This window comes from Microcoleus sp. N9_A1, assembly GCF_036701795.1.
In the GTDB taxonomy this organism is placed as follows: Bacteria; Cyanobacteriota; Cyanobacteriia; order Cyanobacteriales; family Microcoleaceae; genus Microcoleus.
Genome location: NZ_JAUBRI010000002.1, coordinates 181,271 through 201,706 on the forward strand (window position 1 = coordinate 181,271; position 20,436 = coordinate 201,706).

19 protein-coding genes are annotated in these 20,436 nt (G+C 45.6%); 11 read left to right on the forward strand and 8 right to left on the reverse strand.

The features are described from left to right. Nucleotides 1–51 precede the first annotated feature (51 nt). From QUA58_RS01725 to QUA58_RS01740, 4 genes are all read left to right on the forward strand, one after another. On the forward strand, nt 52–1,218 hold the full coding sequence (locus QUA58_RS01725; RefSeq protein WP_333247484.1) for a hypothetical protein: 1,167 nt from the start codon (nt 52–54) through the stop codon (nt 1,216–1,218). Nucleotides 1,219–1,510: 292 nt separating this feature from the next. Beyond that, on the forward strand, nt 1,511–2,383 hold the full coding sequence (locus QUA58_RS01730; protein ID WP_333247486.1) for a hypothetical protein: 873 nt from the start codon (nt 1,511–1,513) through the stop codon (nt 2,381–2,383). 28 nt (nt 2,384–2,411) lie between these two features. Further along, nucleotides 2,412–3,482, forward strand: a complete 1,071-nt coding sequence (gene fni / locus QUA58_RS01735; RefSeq protein WP_333247488.1) for a type 2 isopentenyl-diphosphate Delta-isomerase — start codon at nt 2,412–2,414, stop codon at nt 3,480–3,482. An 11-nt stretch (nt 3,483–3,493) separates the two neighbouring features. Next, on the forward strand, nt 3,494–5,155 hold the full coding sequence (locus tag QUA58_RS01740) for an ABC transporter ATP-binding protein (protein WP_333247490.1): 1,662 nt from the start codon (nt 3,494–3,496) through the stop codon (nt 5,153–5,155). A 211-nt stretch (nt 5,156–5,366) separates the two neighbouring features. Here QUA58_RS01740 and QUA58_RS01745 read toward each other — a convergent pair whose 3' ends face one another. Next, nucleotides 5,367–5,846 (reverse strand): anti-sigma regulatory factor, encoded by a 480-nt coding sequence (locus tag QUA58_RS01745; RefSeq protein ID WP_333247492.1) that lies wholly within the window; start codon nt 5,844–5,846, stop codon nt 5,367–5,369. A gap of 417 nt (nt 5,847–6,263) precedes the next feature. On the opposite strand from QUA58_RS01745, the gene QUA58_RS01750 reads away from it, so the two are divergent. Then, nucleotides 6,264–7,400 carry a SpoIIE family protein phosphatase gene (locus tag QUA58_RS01750; protein ID WP_333247494.1) on the forward strand — a complete coding sequence of 379 codons (1,137 nt, stop codon included), beginning with the start codon at nt 6,264–6,266 and terminating at the stop codon, nt 7,398–7,400. 56 nt (nt 7,401–7,456) lie between these two features. Here QUA58_RS01750 and QUA58_RS01755 read toward each other — a convergent pair whose 3' ends face one another. From QUA58_RS01755 to QUA58_RS01770, 4 genes are all read right to left on the reverse strand, one after another. Continuing rightward, complete coding sequence (locus QUA58_RS01755) at nt 7,457–7,783, reverse strand: STAS domain-containing protein (protein WP_041623653.1); 327 nt, start codon at nt 7,781–7,783, stop codon at nt 7,457–7,459. A gap of 239 nt (nt 7,784–8,022) precedes the next feature. After that, complete coding sequence (locus QUA58_RS01760; RefSeq protein WP_333247496.1) at nt 8,023–8,727, reverse strand: helix-turn-helix domain-containing protein; 705 nt, start codon at nt 8,725–8,727, stop codon at nt 8,023–8,025. A 44-nt stretch (nt 8,728–8,771) separates the two neighbouring features. Beyond that, the gene (gene dps / locus QUA58_RS01765) at nt 8,772–9,320 is read right to left on the reverse strand and encodes a DNA starvation/stationary phase protection protein Dps (RefSeq protein ID WP_333247498.1); all 549 of its coding nucleotides are present in this window, start codon (nt 9,318–9,320) and stop codon (nt 8,772–8,774) included. A 95-nt stretch (nt 9,321–9,415) separates the two neighbouring features. Then, complete coding sequence (locus QUA58_RS01770) at nt 9,416–9,676, reverse strand: sulfiredoxin (protein WP_333392805.1); 261 nt, start codon at nt 9,674–9,676, stop codon at nt 9,416–9,418. A gap of 60 nt (nt 9,677–9,736) precedes the next feature. Here QUA58_RS01770 and QUA58_RS01775 point away from each other — a divergent pair, with 60 nt between their 5' ends. Beyond that, on the forward strand, nt 9,737–9,868 hold the full coding sequence (locus QUA58_RS01775; RefSeq protein ID WP_333392807.1) for a hypothetical protein: 132 nt from the start codon (nt 9,737–9,739) through the stop codon (nt 9,866–9,868). Nucleotides 9,869–9,991: 123 nt separating this feature from the next. On the opposite strand, the gene QUA58_RS01780 is transcribed toward QUA58_RS01775, so the two are convergent. The 3 genes from QUA58_RS01780 to QUA58_RS01790 form a co-directional block, all read right to left on the reverse strand. Next, nucleotides 9,992–10,858, reverse strand: a complete 867-nt coding sequence (locus QUA58_RS01780; protein WP_333392808.1) for a DUF3800 domain-containing protein — start codon at nt 10,856–10,858, stop codon at nt 9,992–9,994. Between the two features lie 370 nt (nt 10,859–11,228). After that, complete coding sequence (locus QUA58_RS01785) at nt 11,229–12,137, reverse strand: hypothetical protein (RefSeq protein WP_333392809.1); 909 nt, start codon at nt 12,135–12,137, stop codon at nt 11,229–11,231. A 297-nt stretch (nt 12,138–12,434) separates the two neighbouring features. Then, a complete protein-coding gene (locus QUA58_RS01790) occupies nt 12,435–13,121 on the reverse strand; it encodes a DUF1345 domain-containing protein (protein WP_333392810.1) in 687 nt (228 codons plus the stop codon). Nucleotides 13,122–13,311: 190 nt separating this feature from the next. On the opposite strand from QUA58_RS01790, the gene QUA58_RS01795 reads away from it, so the two are divergent. From QUA58_RS01795 to QUA58_RS01815, 5 genes are all read left to right on the forward strand, one after another. Then, a complete protein-coding gene (locus QUA58_RS01795; protein ID WP_333247506.1) occupies nt 13,312–13,566 on the forward strand; it encodes a hypothetical protein in 255 nt (84 codons plus the stop codon). Nucleotides 13,567–13,648: 82 nt separating this feature from the next. Beyond that, the gene (locus QUA58_RS01800; RefSeq protein ID WP_333247508.1) at nt 13,649–14,707 is read left to right on the forward strand and encodes an Hpt domain-containing protein; all 1,059 of its coding nucleotides are present in this window, start codon (nt 13,649–13,651) and stop codon (nt 14,705–14,707) included. A 226-nt stretch (nt 14,708–14,933) separates the two neighbouring features. After that, nucleotides 14,934–15,398 (forward strand): Fur family transcriptional regulator, encoded by a 465-nt coding sequence (locus tag QUA58_RS01805; protein ID WP_333247510.1) that lies wholly within the window; start codon nt 14,934–14,936, stop codon nt 15,396–15,398. A 737-nt stretch (nt 15,399–16,135) separates the two neighbouring features. Continuing rightward, nucleotides 16,136–18,352, forward strand: coding sequence for a hypothetical protein (locus QUA58_RS01810; protein ID WP_333392813.1), 2,217 nt, complete (start codon nt 16,136–16,138; stop codon nt 18,350–18,352). Nucleotides 18,353–18,399: 47 nt separating this feature from the next. Beyond that, nucleotides 18,400–20,355 carry a DUF3685 domain-containing protein gene (locus tag QUA58_RS01815; RefSeq protein ID WP_333392814.1) on the forward strand — a complete coding sequence of 652 codons (1,956 nt, stop codon included), beginning with the start codon at nt 18,400–18,402 and terminating at the stop codon, nt 20,353–20,355. Nucleotides 20,356–20,436: the final 81 nt, after the last annotated feature.

The window sequence follows — 20,436 nt, forward strand, 5'->3', positions numbered from 1 at the left end:
TAAGGTATTGTTTTTGTCCACCTCAGCAATCCTGTTAACCCTCTCTAAAAAATGAAATCAATTCAACCAATCAAAAATTTACCGATTTCCGATAAAGAGATGCTTGTCTGGGCATTTATTCCCTATTCTTTATCTGCAGATTCAGATTTTTCTAACCAAGAATTCGATCCTGTATATTTTCAGCAAGAACTAGCAGAGGTTTTTGCGGAACTGGAAGTCGCATGGAAGTTTAAGCTAATCACCTTAAAAAATATGAAGGCAGCGATCGAAGAAGTCGCGGCTTCCCAAACCCATTATTTTCCAATTGTACTGAACTATTGTGCGGGACTCGATGAAATTGATGGATATCCAGGGGCTTCTGTTGTGAAATTATTGGAAGCTAAGGGTATTCTCTTCACTGGAGCAGATTCTCAGTTCTTTAAAATGGGTGACTCCAAGATACTGATGAAACAGGCTTTTGTTGAGGCAGGAGTTTCAACTGCACCCTATGAAGTGATTAAAGATGTGAATAGCATTCGGGGATTGTGCGATCGCCTTGTACCTCCACTGATTGTCAAACCTTCAGCTTCGTTTGGTACTAGAGGTATTTCCTTGCAATCTGTTATCCACACTGATGAAGAAGCGATCGCTCGATTTGATGATCTACAGCAAGGACAACATGGGATGCAGATTCCGGCAGGCAGTATCTTTGTCGAACGATTTATCAAAGGTCGAGAATTTACGGTTTTAGTCATAGGGACTGCTCAACATCCAGAGGGAATAAAGATTTATCCAGCCTTGGAAACAGTTTTTCACTCTGGTGTACCCGAAACTGAACGATTTTATACCCGTGAGCTATGGCTAGGAGAAGCAGAAGAACGAACTATCCTACCCCATCAGGAACCGTTATTCGGTTATCAATTAGCACCGATTGAATTGCAGGCTCGACTGAGCGAACTAGCTAAACGTGCTTACTGTGCAATAGGTGCTACTGGATATGGACGAGTAGATATCCGCATGGAGGAGATAACTCAAGAAATGTTTGTTTTAGAGGTAAATCCCTGTCCTTTTGTCACTTCCACGTCTCTCACGATGGGTGTAGAAAATCCAAATACATCCAAAGTCGGTACTATTTTACACCTTGCCAAAATTCCCTTTTCTCATCTGATGTCTGAAATAATTACAGAGGCTTTTTCAAGGAATTCCACAAAATCCCCTTCAGTAAATCAGGTAGCGTAAAGTTTACATCTTAGCAGCTAGCCATGCGATCGCTATCACTAAAGAACGTTTAGATAGTGCTTAAAAAGTTTCAAGAGTCAGAGAGACAGTAATCCAAAATCACCAGAACAGCAAATTTATAGAAGTGAACGTTTAGAGGGCAACAACAAAGCTATATTTGACCCAATACTTAGATTTATTGAGCCATATCAGCAGGTTGAATAGCAAGATTATATCACTATAACCTCGCCCTCTATACTTTACTCTTTGGCAACAGAATTAGTTATATCAACTAACCAACAAGGGGAATGTAATGACTTACTCCATCTTCAAAAACGACACCGCTCTGGTGAATAATCACCTAGAATCTCTCAAAACGGTGTCTGTAACCGATCAAATGTTGATACCCACCACTTCATACTGGAGTCTTCAAAAATCTATCACTAATCTTCAGGGCCTCACGGGCTTCTATTTTCCCTTGGTAGGTCTTTCGGAAGCCGATTTTTCGCAATTTATGCCTCTACTCATATTTGTTGAGGCGACAATCTATCAATTTGATGAAGAATACGAACGCCATGTTGACGATCCCGATTTTATCTCACCACATATGTTAACTCTGCGAGATGTATTATTTCAACTCAACCTCTTCGATGAGAAAATAGAAACTGAATTATTTACCAATGGATTGACCTACTACCGTCTGGAACAGCAGTTTTGTTCGGGAGGAAGTCCAACTGTAGAAGATATTGATAAAGCCAGTCTATTCAAATGTTTTGATTTTGCAATACTACAACGGATTTTATTAAAGTTAACCAATCAACCTTATGATGAAGAATTTTTACAAACCTGCCGACTATCAGATCAAATTTGCAAAATTTGTTGTGACCTCAGAGACTACAAAGAAGATATCAATCGCAACGTCATTAATACCTATCGAATGTTTGTGCGCCTCTATGGTGCTGAAGCTCCCCAACACCTGCGGTGGTATCTTGAAAGCTTGAACTCGAAACTGCAAGAGCGGCTCAAATTGCTAGAGAAAACTAGGCCGGAAATAGCTAAAATTTTTATTGAACTATGGATGGAAGATCTGAAATTCGAGAAAATGTGGAATGCAGAGACTGAAAGTTTTGCAGTACCCGAAATTCCTGAACCAATCCTAGAAGAAGGTACTACCATTTCACAATAATTTTTTTCCCTTTATAAAAGTAAGTAAATTGTCAAATCAAACAGCTAACAAAGCAACATCAGAACAAGCAACTCTAACCCAAACTCGGAAAGCCGACCATTTGCGAGTTTGCTTGGAAGAAGATGTACAATTTCATCAAACCACCAACGGACTAGAACACTATCGGTTTACTCACTGCTGTTTACCAGAAATAGACCGAAGTGAGATTAACCTGAGTACAACCTTTTTCCAGAAAAAACTAGGTGTTCCCCTCCTAATTTCCTCCATGACGGGCGGAACGGAACAGGCGAAAATGATTAATTATCGTCTGGCAGAAGTTGCCCAACACTACCGAATTGCAATGGGAGTTGGTTCTCAACGGGTGGCAATTGAAAACTCCCAGGTTGCACCCACATTTGCTGTACGTTCTATCGCCCCTGATATTCTGTTGTTTGCCAATTTGGGTGCAGTACAGCTTAACTATAAATACGGCATTGACGAATGCTTACGGAGTGTGGATTTACTAGAAGCCGATGCCCTAATCCTACACCTGAATCCCCTACAAGAGTGTATTCAAACCAAAGGAGATACTAACTTTCGGGGACTACTCGCCAAAATAGCGACCCTTTGCCAAAAGCTTCCTGTTCCCGTCATTGCCAAAGAAGTTGGCAACGGCATCTCGGCACAGATGGCTGAGAAACTCATAGAGGCTGGAGTAAGCGCCATTGACGTAGCCGGGGCAGGAGGAACATCTTGGGCAAAAGTAGAAAGCGAACGGGCATCAGAGGCACGACAACGCCGACTGGGAACAACCTTTGCTGACTGGGGATTACCAACCGCAGAATGCGTCACAGCAGTACGGGCGGTTTCTCCCCAGATTCCCATCATTGCTTCTGGTGGACTTCGCAATGGTGTTGATGTGACTAAAGTTATTGCTCTGGGTGCAGATTTAGCGGGTTTGGCGTTTCCCTTTCTCAAAGCTGCTGTTGAATCTGAAACTGCACTATCCGAGTTAGTGGAAGATTTACTGGCTGAAATGATTACGGTTTTATTATGTACTGGCAATGCCGCGTTAGCTGGCTTGAAAACTCCTGGTGTATTGGAGCGAGTCACCTTTTAATTTAAAAACAAATGAATCTAATTTGGTTTCTCAAAGAACTGAATAAATACATCGCTCCCTACAGATGGTTAGCAATTCTTCTCATCGCTCGTGGACTTTTTGAGGCCGCCTTTGAATCCTCAATCCGAATCAGCTTAAAATTTATTATTGATGCTGCCATTCTTCCCCAAAATTACCACCTCCTAGTTGTAATTCTATTATTGCTGGGTGCAGGAGCGATTTTATTTGTTTTCATCGGTTTATTAGGAGATTTTTGGGCAGCACGGTTTAACATTTCAGTCATCAACAATATACGCCATTCTATGTTCGATCGTCTGCAAAACCTATCTATGGAGTTTTTTGGGCGACGTTCAGCCGGAGATATTGTCAACTGTTTTTCAGCAGATACGGAAAAAATAGAAAATAGCTTGAGCTACGGATTTGTCCTGATTTTAGAACTCGGTAGTATTCTCTTTTCTGCTATCTTTATGTTTTCTCTCAACTGGCAGTTAGGTCTGATTAGTTGTATCGGGTTAACTTTATGTGTCCTTGCTCCCGCAAAAATTAGTCAAACAGCCACAGAGCAAAACTATCTACTCAGAGATAAAGAAGGACAAATTGCCAATGTAGTTCAAGAAAATATTATCTCTCAATCAGTTGTTAAACTCTTTGGCTTGCAAACCCGAACTCTTAATAACTTTTCCCAAGATTTGCACGCTCTAAAAAAAGTGTATGTTAAAGCCAAATTTTCCTCTTATTTAGTCCAAAGGATTCCAACTTTAGTCTTTGTATTTGTCCAGCTTGCCATCATCAGTATCGGCGCAGTAATGACCTACAGAAACATAATTACAGTAGGAACGCTTGTCTCTTTTCAGGTTTTATTAGTCGGTTTGAATCTAAACATCCTCAGCTTTACTTTTTCCCTTCCCTACCTAATAGACGGGATAGCCGCCATGCAGCGCATCTCCGTTCTTTTAGCTGAAGTTCCCCAAGTCCAAGATGCACCTGATGCCATTGAATTACCTCATTTTTCTCAAGAAATTCGCTTTGATAGTGTTAGTTTTAGCTATTCCTCAGAGAGAAAAGGAATTAATAACCTATCTCTAACCATCAAAAAAGGAGATTTTGTTGTCTTTGTCGGACATTCCGGTGCGGGTAAAAGTACCATCGTTAATCTCCTAACCCGTTTCTATGACCCCGATAAAGGTAGCATTCTATTTGATGGCATTGATTTGCGTTCCTGCGCTCAAAAATCCCTGCGCGAGCAAATTGGGCTGGTTTCTCAAGAAGTAATTTTATTTAATACTTCCATCCGTGAAAATATCAGAATGGGATATTTAGAAGCCACCGATGAACAAGTAGAAACCGCCGCCAAAAACGCCGAAATTCACAAGTTTATTCTTACTTTACCTCAAGGTTACGATACCCCTGTGGGTGACAGAGGCGGACAATTATCGGGGGGACAACGGCAAAGAATCGCCCTCGCTAGAGCATTAGTCAGAAATCCGGCTATTTTGATTTTAGACGAAGCGACATCCGCCCTTGACCCGGCAACAGAAGTTGAGATTATGAATACGATCGAGCACCTTACTAAAGAACGTACAATTATTATGATCACCCACCGTATGGCTCATGCCTTGCGTGCAGATAAGATGTTTGTGCTGGAAAATGGCAGTATTGTGGTATCAGGTTAGCCATACAGATTTGATTCAACAAGAAGGAATCTATAGCACACTTTGGCAACAAGTTAATGGGGGAAATACCGATGCTATGAGAATTGTCAGTATCTAGGGAAGCAGTCAAATCAAAATATAATAAACTGCTACGCAGCTTAACAGCCACGCACGGTTCTTAGGGAAGGGTTGAGGGGCTACCCTCAACCCTTACCCGCTAAAAATATTAGTGTTATTTTCGATCGTCGATACAGGGCGAATAATTTTTGACGATCGACAAACAGTTCCGTCCATCAGGCGTTCTCTCGTAACTAATACTGTCTGCGATGTCTTTGATCAATTTTAGGCCCCGCCCGCCCGGAGAGTGAACATCGACTTTTTCCGCAATATCTTTGATTTTTTTCTCTAAATCAAACGGATCGCCCGAGTCCCAAATTTTAATCTCTAAAGATTCAGCGAACACCGCCACCTGAATGTCAACAGGCAAATCCGCTGGTTTGCCCTTGTGGGCGTGACGCACCGCATTCGTAAAGCCCTCAGCCAAAGCTAACTGACACCGTATCCACACACTTGTAGGAATTCGCGAGTCGTACAATTGTGCAAACCACGACAAAACCCAGCTTAATCCATTCAGACCTGTATTGACTTGAAGATCCGCTTTTTTTAGCATCGGCAACTTTTCGGAACCCTTTAATTCAATCACGCTCACCACAGAAGTTCTTCATCGGCCGGTGGGCAAAATACAACCAGAAAAAATACGATGAGACAAAATACAACGGCGGCAAAATTGAATGGTAGTTTGAGGATACTAGCTTTGGTGGGCCGTCGATCAATGTCTAATCCACTAATCGGTGAGTCACTATACCATAAATAGCACTTCCATGTCAACCAGCGCCTGTGGCAAATAAAAATCTATAAAAATTTATATTCTGAGTATAAACTGAGTGAAGTTCGATCGCGCCAAATTTTCCTCAAATTTTAACGTAAATTGAACTCAACCACCCGCCGTCAAAAGCAATTACCTCGAAAGCGATGTCAATAAACTATACTCAATCTCAGACAAGGGCGCTGACAGGATATATTTTAAATGACCCCCAGACCTTGAAAAACTTGTAGTACCTAAGTGCCCATGTTTCAAATTCTGGTTATTGACGATGATACGGCTGTTCAAGAACTGTTGAGAAGAACCCTGAAAAAACAGGGTTACGAAGTAACAGTAGCAAGCAATGGCGAAGACGGTGTAGCCCAGGCGCAAAAATTGCGTCCGGCCCTGATAATTTGCGATTGGATCATGCCGCGCTTGACCGGCATCGATGTCTGCCGTCGAGTTAAGGCAGATCCGGATCTGTCAACTACACAATTCTTTTTGTTGACTTCTTTGGGTTCGATCGCCGATCGAGTCAAAGGGCTCGACGCCGGTGCCGACGATTTTATCTCGAAGCCGATCGAACTCAACGAGTTACAGGCGAGAGTGCGCGCCGGATTGCGGCTGCACCAACTCAGCCGAGATTTGAAAATTGCCAAGCAAGATCTCGAAGCCGAGTTAGCCGAGGCTGCCGAGTACGTGCAATCGCTGCTGCCAGATCCGATGAAGGAACCTTTCAGCATCGAGGCAAAATTCATTCCCTCCCGGCAGTTGGGGGGAGATTGCTTCGACTACAACTGGTTAGATGCCGATTATTTGGCGATTTACTTGCTCGACGTAGCCGGTCACGGTTTGCGGGCGGCGCTGCCTTCGGTGGCCGTGCTGAATTTGCTGCGATCGCGCACACTCCCCAACATAGACTACTACAAACCTAGCGACGTTTTGCGGGCCCTCAACACCACCTTCCAGATGAGCTACCAAAATGACAAGTATTTCACCATCTGGTATGGCGTTTACAACCGCATTTCTCGCCAGCTAGTTTATGCCAGCGCCGGCCATCCACCGGCCGTGTTGATTTCGCAGTCCCCTGCGAGCACGGCTAAAATCCAGCGATTAAAAACCCCCGGAATGCCAGTCGGGATGTTCCCCGACGCCCCCTATGTCGATAATTGCTGCGATGTCGAGGATTTGAGCACTCTCTACATCTTTAGCGACGGGGTATACGAGATCCACCAACCTGACGGCAATATCTGGGGGCTTGACCCTTTCATCGACCTGCTAGCAGCTTACAACAGTGCAAGTGCCGACCAGTTAGAGCTGGTTTTGAACTACATTCAAAAGTTGAACGCTAAAGCAGTTTTTGATGATGATTGGTCTTTACTCAAGGTAAACTTTGGCTAACTGACTTCTTGCATTGCATCTGCGACCAAATAGCAAGAAGGCAGCAGCCCAAAGATTTAGTTAGTTGAGAGAATTTTGCTATTAAAAGCATCGCGGGTCTGAAATATCTCGAAAACTCGATCCATGCTGGTGAGTTCAAATAAGATGCGGATTTGCTCGTTGATAGAACAGACAACTAATTGACTCCCAGCGGCCCGGACTGTTTTGAGCGCCAAGACTAAAGCGCCCAAACCAGAACTATCCATAAATGTCACATCAGTGAAGTCTATCAATACCACATCGGCTCCCGCTTCCACTAGGTCGCTAATCTCTTGGCGGAATTGACTTGCCTTGGTGCCGTCTAAAATGCCAGAGGGCTGAATAATTTTAACTACAGGACTCATATTTTGCGGTGTTAATGTCAGAATTTCTAGCCAGACTAGGCTAGTATAGCTGCGAGATGGACTCCGATCCAAATAAGAGAGGGGAAAAGTGCCAGAGCCTGAGAGCGGGAGAATAGTTTTGAGTGCAAAAGATGGTGCTCGTCGCGGATCGTAACGCTGATCAGAGTCGCAGCGCTTCGCCGAGAATGAATTTTGAAAAGGGGACAATCTTGGTTCTGCCGAATGCCTTCTGGTATTAATCAAACTGGGCTAACTTTGGCGCGGTAGAGCAGTTTGTCGCCTTGCCGGTAGCCTGTGTAGCGGACTTTGACGAGTTCTCCGGGTTCGGCTGTTCCTTCCATTAGCAGGTGCTGTTGGGGGTTGTAGGGAATCTGGGCTCCGACTGGGGCGATCGACTCTATCCCCCAATGCTCCAATAACTGCTCGACTGGCCGCAGCAAGGGCAGCAGTTTCTGAGCCCGCAAGTGGTGATTTTCCTGAGCTTTGCTCGCAGCAGTCGGCCACTGTAACATCCAAGATTCTAAAATTTGCACGCTAGAGAGCTGGAATTCCTGCATCAAAGATTCTCGCTGCTGTTCGATCGAAGCTTGCAGGCGCTGATATTCTTGTTCTAGGGCGGTCGGTGGTGCCTGTTCTAACTCTACATAGTTTGGCGTCAAGGTTGCGAGCAGTTCGGGTAAGGAAATTTGCAAAGCTTGACTGATTTTGAGCAGGATGTCGGCTCGGGTTTTCAAAGCTAAGCCGCGACGCAGGCGGCTTAGCTGAATTTCGGGAACTCCTGCTTTTTGGCTGAGTTCTCGATCGCTCGAAAGCCCCGCCTGTTCCATCAGGCGTTGCAGTTGAGGAGCATAATCTGGAATATTGGCAGTCACGAAAAACTCATCCAAATTAATAAATGGACATATTCTCGATCGTAAACTGTCACGAGCCTTAAGGAAATACATCTGTGGGGAGGGCTCCCGCGCCCACCCCACAACTTTTTTTGTGGCTATTTGACGGCAACTTTTTCGGCTGCGACTGTTGCAGTTGTGGCAGAACCTTGCAAATGTGCTTCTAGGAACCACAAACGCTTGTCAATTGTCCGCGAAATTTCGGTGTACAGATCAGCTGTATCAGCATCGCCGAGTTCGTCTGTTTTGTTGATCGCGACTCGCAGGTGTTGGGCGTAGGGTGCATAGCGATCGGCCAAAGCCGTCACGTATTCTTTGCCGTCTACAATGTCGAAAGGAAACTCTGGCAGGATCGAATCTGCGGCGGCTGTGCGGGCTGTTCCGACAGCCAAAGCGCCCAAAGCTGTGACTCGTTCTGCAACCAAATCAACGTATTCTTCGAGTTCTGTTGCCATTTCGTCAAACAGCAAGTGCAACTGGTAGAAGTCCATGCCTTTAACGTTCCAGTGAGCTTGCTTGACTTGAGTTTTTAAGTCCAGAGTCGTTGCCAGCGTGGCGTTGAGCAGCCCGACTACTTGAGAGCGGGTGGCGGCGGACATATCGATGCGGGTGGGGTAAAGATGTTGTTTGTGGTTGTTGGCAGTCATAGGTTTTTAGCTTGTTAGTAGTGATTGTCGATCGAACTTCTTAAAAAGCTTTGGGCGATCGAATATTTACCTGTCGTGAATTGCTGTTGAGATACTCAGGCTAGGTGCATCTGCAACACGGCACGGGGAGCTCGGCGTATTTTACAGCGGATAGTTTCTAAACCGAGACGCTGGCAAGCTTCGTAGCGGTGGCAGCCGGAAAATCCGTAAAACTGGCCATCTACTTCTAGCACGTCGATGGGTTCGTTTAAACCTACCTCACGGATGGAATCCATGAGGGCGGCTACTTTAGTTTGGTCGTTGACTCGCGGCAGGGGGCGGCGAATCTGGTTGAGGGGAATTTCTTCGATCCTCATGGCGGCTCTCTTTTTTGCTTATTAAATCATACTCGTAATGACTTCGACTTGGCAACAAAAATGTCAGGAAATTTTGAGATTGGGAGAACGGGGGCGTGCGATCACCCGTTTGCTGTAGTGTCGGGGGATGGAGGGCGATCGGCTTTGGGTGGGAAAATCAGCATTAAAAATTCCTTCCCATCAACTTGGTAGCTCAATTGATTGTCCGTGTCTTGACGTTTGAATGCCCTAAAGTTATAATTTTATTAGGCAAAGCCTAGGGGTAGTCGTTACGACTGCCGCATCATAACCGCTGAATAGGCGGTTTTGCTGTTTTTAGGATTTATCAAAGCAATAGAATTTAATACCTAATCGGGGTATCTGACTAGGCTCTAGGTCGCAGTCTACAAGTAAATTTTCTTTCCTCAAAGATAAGAAAGCTCGATTATCAGGCTGGTCTTGGCTGCGCCCAACGGGATATAAACACAAGTCAGTTAGTTGCATTACTAGGTTATTTTTTGTTTTGCTATCTATACCGCGCAGCAGTCTCGAAAAATCCGTGTTAGATAATGGCGAGTATTGACTAGATCGGTTGGGATCGAAAGGATTGCCTTGCGATCGCAACTCATTAAAGTATTGCTTAAGTAGTCTGTCTTCTGTTTTACCTGCTGCTTCAAAATAGACCATCAGTGTACCGTTTCTGAGTGATGCGTATTTGGCTGCACGTTCCACTACAATTGAAAAGGCACTTTTCATCATTTCCCAAGTATTTTCGCCGTAGATTTCCAAGTAACGTTTTAGGTAGCCTTGGCGGGAGACGACACAAGCGTGAACAACGATGGGGCAACTGATAATAGTATTTGTCAAGTCTCCGATAAAACGCTCATGCTCTAAATCCGAGAGTTTACCTAGCCAAGCAAAGCGTTTTTTTCGAGAGCGGATTTCATTGCCATGTAAGGGTGTGTTTTCAGGAATATTCCAGCGATTCTTGAAATCAACTAGAAGACTATTAATCATATCTTCGTTGCTCCTCTCAATCAAAACCCCACCCATTGCAAAGAAGGGAGAGGAGTCATCGGGACTGGGTTTGGGACTTCCAGACTCGTCAAGGTACAGAGCAAATTCTTTAGGTTTGGTTTCCAGCGTATTAATAGCAGATTCAACATTATTGGGAACTTGGGTGACGCGAAACTGGTTAACCATAATTTGCTTCTTGACACGATTATTATATTCTGGTTTAGGGGAATTTTTTCTCTCCTTATTGCTTGCTTTTTTTCACTTGTTGTTAACTCATACTATAGCAATCCTAAATCATTGGTGAATTTCTTACTCCCTCCCCTTGATAAGGGGAGGGTTGGGGTGGGGTAAAAAATTTACGACTCCTGCAAGGATTGCTATAGAAATGAATTTGGCTTGATAACAAACCTGATGACTTACGCAAAAAGCAGGTTTTACAAGGTATCTATGATGTTGGCAATAATTCGGTTGAAAGCAGTCTAATCAACTTGAATGATTAGATTTTAGATATGTTAAGAAAGTTGTCTGTCTCCCGCATAACTCTCAAACTGTTTCTCTATTGCTCATCTATCCAATTTGAACAAGAATCGCAAAACTTTTCTTGCCAAGGATAACCAGGTGTAAGTTCGTCACATCTCAAGCATTCTGTTAAAGCGTGACCACTACCACACTCTGGATTACTACATATGCCTATAAAATCATCGTATACGATCATAGTTTGCTCGTAGCAATCGGGGCAATTTCTTAACAATTTATCTGCCCCATTGCTAGAGTAAGACTCTGTTTTTAACTCTTGCATAGCTCGGTCTCTTGAGGTATTAAATTCTTCAATCCTATCTTCAATCCTATCCTGGATCTCCAAATCAAATTGGCTTCTACGCTCTTGCTGAGTTCTTTGCCAGACTGAATCTATTGTGTGTATTTTTTCCTGAAGTTCTAAGGCTTCCGGTGAGTTTTCAATATTTATGTGAAGTTCCTCAACAAGAAACTTATCAATCAACTCCAAAAACTTTGATAGATTCGACCACAGTTCGTACTTGTTAACCGAGATTGTGTAATGCTCAAATTTATTTCTCACATCTTGCACATATCTAATTAACTTTACATTTCGCTCGGAAAATACAAATCTAGGACCGATTTCTAATTTTTCTAAGGCTTCATCTAGATCGACGGTATTAGGAATTTTTTCTGAAGAAAGCTTGTTTCTTATATCTTTTAGAGTACCTTTGAAGATTAGTTCTGGCATATGACGATAAAGCCTTTCTTTAAGAAGTAGCAAAAAACCAGAAAAAAGGTTCAGAACACCATACTTGTAACTACTCGTGCCAATATCAACCGCACTGGAATACTCTCTCATGACGTAATCATCATCAAAAAGCTCGTCTATGCCCTTGAGAATAAAATCTAGCCCATTATTTAACAAGCTTAGTTCAAGTTGGATATTTGAGGATTCTGTATTGCTCATAGCAAAAATTTCAATCAAGTATAACGTTATCAATTTTAACTAGACAAAATTTAGCTTAGCCAAAGCCCAACCATTATTAGGCTGAAAGTTGCCGAACCATACTCCAAATCATGTGGAGAGGCGGAAACTTTTTGTATAACTCGTTATTAGACTAACATTTTTTATTGAGTTATGCAAATTTTGGTGATTAGCCCTAATTTCTTTCGTCTAACTCTGGAATTCCGGCAATAAGCAGCGCCCAAAACAAGATCCGATCGCCCATTAACAAAAAATCGCAGCATCTGCTACTGAATCATCTCAACTCAATCCAGCAATAATATTGACACTCATAGCCAGAATAGCAGTGTTAAAAAAGAACGACAGCACGCTGTGAAAAAGCACGAGATACCTCGTGGAACGAGAAGTGATCTGCACGTCTGCAACTTGACAAGTCATCCCAATACCAAAGGAGAAATATAAAAAATCTTTGTAGTCTGGTTCGTCGTCGCCCGGAAAATCCAAACCATTCGCCTGCGAGTAGCTGCCGTGCTGCTTGTTGCGGTTTTTGTAGTAGCTGCGGGCATAGTGCATCGTGAAGATAGTGTGTACCTGCATCCAAGACCCAACAATTGTTAGGACAGAAAGCCCCAAGTGCAGAAATAGCAAATTCGGTGACAGGCCTTTGGTATCGCGCAGCAAAAAGACGATCGCCAACAAGCTAGCACAAGCCGCTGCCACGATCGTACTTAAGATTGTTAAGCGGCCAGCATCCAACTGCTGAGCGTGGTGGCGCATCATTTCGGGAGTGCCTTGCAGCATCAGCATCCAAGTCAAAATCAGAAAACTGACCGCGCCCGCGTTCCAAATGCACAGCGTCCGAGTCAGGGGGAGATAGTCAGGCGGCAGCAACACAGCAACTGCCATAGCAAACAGAACAGACGCAAACACGCGGTGCCGGACGCTCCAGAGCCAGTGCATTTTAGATAGGCGAACGTTTTTAACCATGATTTAGTATAAGTTAGGCACGGTAAGGGTTATAAAATCTCAACTACTGCCATCTTCGCAGGAACTCCCAAAAAATAGGTATGAATTGGTAACACGCAGCACAGGCAGGATTTTTCATGCCTTTCGATAGATCGATCGACCTCAACGTTCTAGGTACAGTGGAAAAAAAGAGAAATTGTGGTTTGACATTATGGCATCCTCCCAACCCCTCAAAGGCATTGAATTGATCGACTGCGCCAAGGCTAACGCCCAACAAGGAATCGCCACAGCCGCGAAGCTTTGCGGCTACGGAGGCGACCTCAACACCTTCGAGCGGGAACTGAAACAGGCTTGCCAAGACATTGGCGTCGAAGTCAAGGAGTTAAACGACTTGATTACGACTCAGCAGATGATGAAACAAGGAATGGGCATTGAAATCGCTCCAGATACTCCCTCAGAACTCTAGACTCAATCTCCACCGCACCAGTTTTAGGGCTAAGATTGCCCCGACACCAGTATTTTGAGTCTGCTAGCTGAGGCAGGCTAGAATGTTTTGCATGGGAGCTTCCGACTTTTGGCAGGAGTCGCGTTTTCTCCCGCGAAGAGGGTGCTTTCTGGAGGGTGCTGAGATTGTTAGGAGGACTGTCGTGTCAGATCAGCAAGACCGAATTATGCGTTTGTTTATAGAGGAGGCTAAGGAGCACCTCGATACTCTAGAAAATGGTTTAGTGGATTTAAAGTCCACGATGAAAGACCCCGAAAGCGTCCAAGAGATGTTTCGAGCCGCCCATTCCGTGAAAGGAGGGGCGGCTATGCTTGGCTTAGATAGTATTAAAACAACCGCTCACCGCTTGGAAGATTGTTTTAAGGTGCTCAAGGACGGGCCCGTCAACCAGGTTGACCAAACGGCAGAATCCCTATTTTTAAAGGGAGTTGATACGCTTAAGGACTTGCTGGGGCGACTGGAGGGGCCTTTCGGCTTGAGGAATGAAGAGGGAGAAAAACTCGTGCAGCAGGTGATGCCTGTTTTTGCTCAACTCGAAACTCACCTCAATAAATTGGCGTCGGGCAAAGTGCAGGCTGCTCGGTCTGGTACGCCCGCTACTCCAACAGCGGGGGCTGTGCCGGCGAATTTTGCTGTTGAAGTGATGACTTTACTGAAAGAAATGTTGCAGGTGTTCAAGCAGAAAGAATCGGCTGCTAGTCGCTCTGAGTTGACGGCTGTGTGCGTTCGCCTCTATAAGTTGGGAGGTAAAATTGAGACTTGGCAAAATTTAGTAAAAACCGCTAGAGCAGCGATCGTTAATCCCAAAAACTCTTATAAAGTCTTAGCTCCGCTGATTATCAAAGAACTCAAGGAAGCTGGCGATTTAGTACAAGTGGGGAAAGTCAAGACGATCGTTCCGAGTAAAAATTTGCTACTTTTGGCAGCAAGCCCAAAACCTGCAGAGGCAAGCCCCCCAGCAGCCCCAGCCGCAGCGTTGAAGCAAGTAGCACTTCCAGCCGAACCGAAGGCGGTAGTCAAGCTTTTGCTCAAAACTTTCAACAAAAAGCAACTCTCGGAAATCGCCAAGTTACTGGTTAACGCCATCAAATCCTCGAACTAGGAGGTGTTGCAGTAGAAGATAGAGTCAAAGCAATATTTGTGAGGCGGAGAATTTTCTGGGGTGCTGGCAGCCTGGGTTGAGCAGCAACTCGAAAAAATTCACTCATTCGAGATTTTTGCCCTCTACCTTCTACTGTTGGGCAAGCCTGCGTTAGAATTAGTGGATATGTAGGCGTGCAATATTGTACCAGAATTAAAAATCGAGCAGGCTTTATAAGGCGGTAGCTGTGAAACCAATTCGTTCATTAGAAGATGCTTTAAACCGCTGTCAGGCGATAGGAATGCGCTTGAGCCGCCAGCGTCGATTTATTCTAGAACTTTTGTGGGAGGCAAAAGAACACCTCTCGGCTCGCGAAATTTACGATCGCCTCAACAAACAAGCGCATTCGATCGGTCATACTTCTGTGTATCAAAATCTAGAAGCTTTGTCGAGAGAAGGGATTATTGAGTGCATAGAACGCTCGGAGGGACGCTTGTACGGCAATGTCAGCGACTCTCATTCTCATGTCAATTGTCTTGATACGGCTCAGATTCTAGACGTTCATGTGGAATTGCCGATCGACTTGATCGAGCTAATCCAAGAGCAAACAGGTGTCAAAATTGTAGACTACCGGATAGATTTCTACGGATATCGATCGCCAGAGTCCGCCACGCAAGCATCGAGTGTCAGCAATAGGCCAAAGGCTTCGTAACGGATAAAGCAGCGGCGGTTGGAAGCAAAACCACTCTTTGTGATCTGCCTGTCGGTCGTATAAAATGATTTAAGTATTTGGCTGGGTGCGATAGTTTTTTTTGCCATCGCCAGCCGGAATTCGGCACTGTAGAAAAAAAATGAAAACAGAAAAATGAAACTCGATCGACAAGTTTGGCGATCGGGAATAAAACTTATGACTAAACCCAAAAAATAATTTTTATCCGCAACACGTAAAAGTGTAGACCAAATCCGGCTTTAATACCCCCTTTATTTTTTAATCGGCTGGGAGTGGATCAAAATTTGTGTATGATTGGTTTCAACCGCTGAGTCTGATCAGGGAATTTCTGACCCGGATTTAATATTAAACCTTAGTTTAATCCCTCCCCCACTTCATCTGTGGAGTCAAATCTAAAATCTAAAATCTAAAATCTAAAATCTAAAATTGATGGACTGACGGGGCTTTATACTGTTTTTTCTGCTAAACGGCCCCGGGATATGTCAATAACTGTGTGATAACTGGTATGATTTACGTGCTTCGAGAGCCTAAAATACTCGGAAGCAACCAGTGGGGCTGGACACGAACCTCACTATAAAACGCCGTAGAGGGAAAGATTGCCAGTACCTTGAAGGAAGTTCTCGATCTCCTTAACAGGAGTCAGAAGCCGACATCACAATCTATAGATTTGATGTGGGAGTGTCAAATGAAGAGTGCGCATTACAGGACAGGCTGAAGTAATGGCGAGACGACAATCTGACCAATTCCACACACCACCGCAATACAACCCATCCCCCAAACCGACGGCACAGTTCAGTGCAGAGGCGACAGGCGATGCGAGTTCCTCAGTAACGGCGCTGCCGAACGAGGGAAAAAGAACTTTTTGGCAGTGGCAGCTTATCTGGCTGAGTCTCCTGGTGGGATTTGGAGTAACCGGTGCGGCTGCATTTCTGTGGTTGCTGACTATGCCGCCACCGCCGAATTGCCAGCAACTGTCGCCGCTGGCGGCGGACGGAGAGCGACTTTACTGCGCTCAACAAGCTGCTAAGTCGGGGAAGCTAGAACAGCTAGAATCGGCAATGGCATTGGTGCAGGCTTGGCCGAAAGAACATCCGCTATACTCGCAAGGGCAACATTTGATCGGGGAATGGTCGAAAGCCATGCTGGGTTTTGCCAGGGCAAAAATTGAGCTGGGCGATTTGAAAGGCGCTCTGGAGATTGTGGCGAAAATTCCCAAAACCAGTCGGTCTTACCCAGAGGTACAGGAGGCTGTGACTGCTTGGGAAAAAAATTGGCAGGAGGGCCAAAAACTCTACGATACAGCCCTAGCAGCTTTGAAAAGTGACGATTTAAGGAAGGCTTGGGATTATGCTCAAGCTTTGTTCAAGCTGGAAAATGTTTTCTGGAGTCAGAAGCGTTACAACGAGCTGATCCAGCAGATTTCTTTGGAAAGAAACGGCTGGCAGCGCTTGCAAGAGGCTAGAGATTTGGCGAAGGACGAGACTCCGCAAAAGTTCGCTGAGGCGATAGTCCTGGCTCGCAAAATAGACTCGCAGCTTTTTGCCCGCGCTAAAGCTGAAAAGGAAATTGAGGGATGGAGCCGGACTTTGCTGGCAATGGCTACTAAGCGGTTGGGGGCGAAAGACCTGCCGGGGGCGATCGAGGCTGCTTCTGTTGTGCCGCAGGATTCCCCGCTGTTTGCCGAAGCTCAAGATTTGATGCAGTTGGGTAGGGCTCAGGCAGTGACGTGGAACCAGTCGATATCAACTCCGCTGCCACAACACATTTTTAGCTTGCTGGAAGGGCAGGGGGCTGCTAGCCAAATTGCTCCGGGTCGCCCTCTGTACAAGCAAGCTCAAGTTCAAATTGAAAATTTGCAGGTGCAGTTTCAAGATTTGCTGCGTCTGCAAGTGGCGAACACGATCGCTAGTTTTGGTCAGATAGGGACGTTTGGACTCGCGATCGAGCAAGCGCAAACTATCGGACTTAAGCAACCGCGGCGGATTCACGCTCAAACTTTGGTGGCTGCTTGGCGCCGGGAAATTCAGCGGATCGAAGACCAATCTTTTCTGACTCTGGCGAAGCAGTTGGCAGAAGCGCAAACGGTTGAAGGACTCAATGGGGGCATGGCTCAGGTAGTCCTGGTTGGTCAAAACCGTCCCCGCAGGATAGAAGCGCAAACTCTCTTGGCTCAGTGGACGAAACGCATAGAAGTTATTCAAGATCAGCCTTTTCTGGATGAAGCGATCGCTCTGGCGAAGCAAGGAAAACTGAGTGCTGCTATTGAAAAAGCTTCGGCAATTAAGAGCGGTAGGACTTTGTACGCGAAAGCTCAGGATAATGTCTATCAGTGGGTGAGTGAACTGCAAGTTGCTCAAGACAGACCGATTCTCGATCGAGCTGCGGAATTGGCATCTCAAGGCAGTCTAGGAGCGGCGATTGATACGGCTTCCCAAATCGGTTACGGTAGGGCGCTGTATTCAGAGGCTGCAGGTGCGATCGGGCGTTGGAGTGCTGAACTCAGAGCCAACAGTGCGCCGCCGCCGGAACCCGCTCGCGAGTACGCGCCGGAACCCGCTCGCGAGTACGCGCCAGCTCCTGCAGAGGAGTATGCGCCAGCTCCGCGACAGGAGGAGTACGCGCCAGCTCCGCGACAGGAGGAGTACGCGCCAGAGCCTGAGCCTTACTATCCGCCTGCGAGACAAGAGGCCCCGGCTCCCGAACCTTACTATCCGCCTGCTAGGGAGCCGGAACCTTACTATCCGCCTGCTAGAGAGCCGGCTCCCGAACCTTACTATCCGCCCGCGAGGGAGCCGGAACCTTACTATCCGCCCGCGAGAGAAGAGGCCCCGGCTCCCGCTCCGGAACCTGCTCCTCCGGCTCCCGCTCCGGAACCCGCGCCGCCCTCGATTCCTGAATCGGCTGGGCCTCCTGATGCTAATTTGCTGCCCGAGTAATTGGGTGTTCGCGCGATCGGTCTCTAAAATCTCAAATCTAAAATCAAGTGAGTAATTTCCAAGTGCTGACGATCGAGGGCGACCCCATTTTTCGGCTGGGGCTGCGAGTCGCTTGCGAGCAGTATCCAGACTTGCAAGTTGTTGCAGAGGTTTCAACCGCAACCGAGGCTTTGCGAGTTCTAGAAGCTCGCTCGCTCAACTCGGTAGCAGCCAAGAAACCAGCAGATTTGGTAATTTTGGCTGTTGAGACTCTAAATTTGCGATCGGGTCAAACAGAGGCGCTGGCATTTTGTCGCGAACTCAAAAGTTTATACCCCAACCTGCCCCTGTTACTGCTAGGCGGGCCGCTGACAGCGGATCTGTTGGCGGATATACAGGCGACGGGCGCGAATGGCTATTGTCCTAAAGGTAGAGATATTTCTCTGACAATCGAAGCTATTCGCGCTGTGGCATCTGATCTCACTTATTGGGCGACGGATGCGGCCGCTAACTCGGAAATAGAACTAAATGCAGCGGTGGTTCAAACAGTAGAAAACTCCGCAGCAATTGCAGATAAAAATGCAGATAATTCGACAATTGATACGCCAGTACACAAAAAAATGCTGGCTTATTTTTGTCAGTCTGGAATACGGGAAATAGATGCAACTTTGGCGGTTGTCCAAGCTGATTTGCAAGATATCAGAGCCGCAGCTCCGACAGATTTGCCCTCTATTTTAGATGGGGTTGTACTCAGCGGGCGCCGCCGAGAATTGCTCGCAGCTCGTTGGATTGTCAGTCAGTTATTATTTGAAGGAAAAGGGGAGAAGGCAGAAGCAAGAAGCAAGAAGCAAGAAGCAAGAAGCAAGAAGCAAGAAGCAAGAGGGGAGAAGGCAGAGGCAGAAGGAAGACGGGAGAATTTGTTAAATAATTCTCAATTGCAATTAGCGAATTCCCAAGTTTTGGCTGAATCTTTGGTGGTTGCAACTAATTGGCAAGGTAGCTTGTTTGACTCGGTGGCAGCTAAATTGCAGTTTGATTTGGTGAATTTGACTGGCTTGCCTTTGGAAATCGATATTTTGCGATCGCCCAAAAAGCGTGAATTGATGAGTTCCATCCTGCGGAAGTTAAAGGATTTGCTGGAAGAATTGCGCTTTTCGCAAGTGCAGCAAACTCAATTGTCGCAAAAAATGCCTGCTATTTTACGAAATTTGTGGGAGGCGACAATCATAGATTTTTTTGGCAGATACTATACACTGCAAACGAAAGAAAATCTGGTTTTTGATGGCAGTCAAGCAAGCTTAAAACTGGAAGAAAGTCAAGGGGGAAGCGCGGCTTATCTCTTGGCAGGCAGCGGTGTAGAAGTTGTGCCGATGCTGCTGGCAGATGCTGATGTAGTTGCAGCACAAATCCTTGAAAAAATACCGATGACAGTTGATTTATTTGCACATTTGCTATTTGAAATTCCTCTAACAGTTGACAATATTTCTTGTGTTGCTGGCAGCCCGGAAGCGATGCAGCGAGCTGAAGCTTTGTTAGAAAATTTGGCAATTCAAGTTGCTAGCGGAGTGGTACAGCCTCTACTAAATAATTTGGCGAATATTGAGGAAATCAAGCAAATTTTTTACGATGGCAAGTTGATTTCGACGCGAGAAATTGAGAGATTTCGGAATGATTTGTCGTGGAGATATAGCTGGGATAGATATTTTGTGGAACCGAAAGCTATTTTTGAAAGCAGGTTTTGGCTGTTTGTTTTGAGCGATTCTGGAATTAAGAAAATTTCTATTTATGCTCCGAGAAATCTGGAGTTAGCACAGCTTTCGGGGTGGCAGTTAGCCTTGACTTTGCTGCTGGAAACCAGGGATGCGATCGCACCTAGAGTTCGCGCGGTTATTTCGCTGTTGGGTGCTGCTGTTGTTTACGTTTTGACTCAGGTTATAGGGCGGGGAATTGGTTTGATCGGGCGGGGAATTATCCAGGGAATTGGTAATTCTTTGCAAGATAGCAAGTTTGGGAAAAATGGGTGAGGGAACAGTTGACAGTTGACAGTTGACAGTTGACAGTTGACAGTTGACAGTTGACAGTTGACAGTTGACAGTTGACAGTTG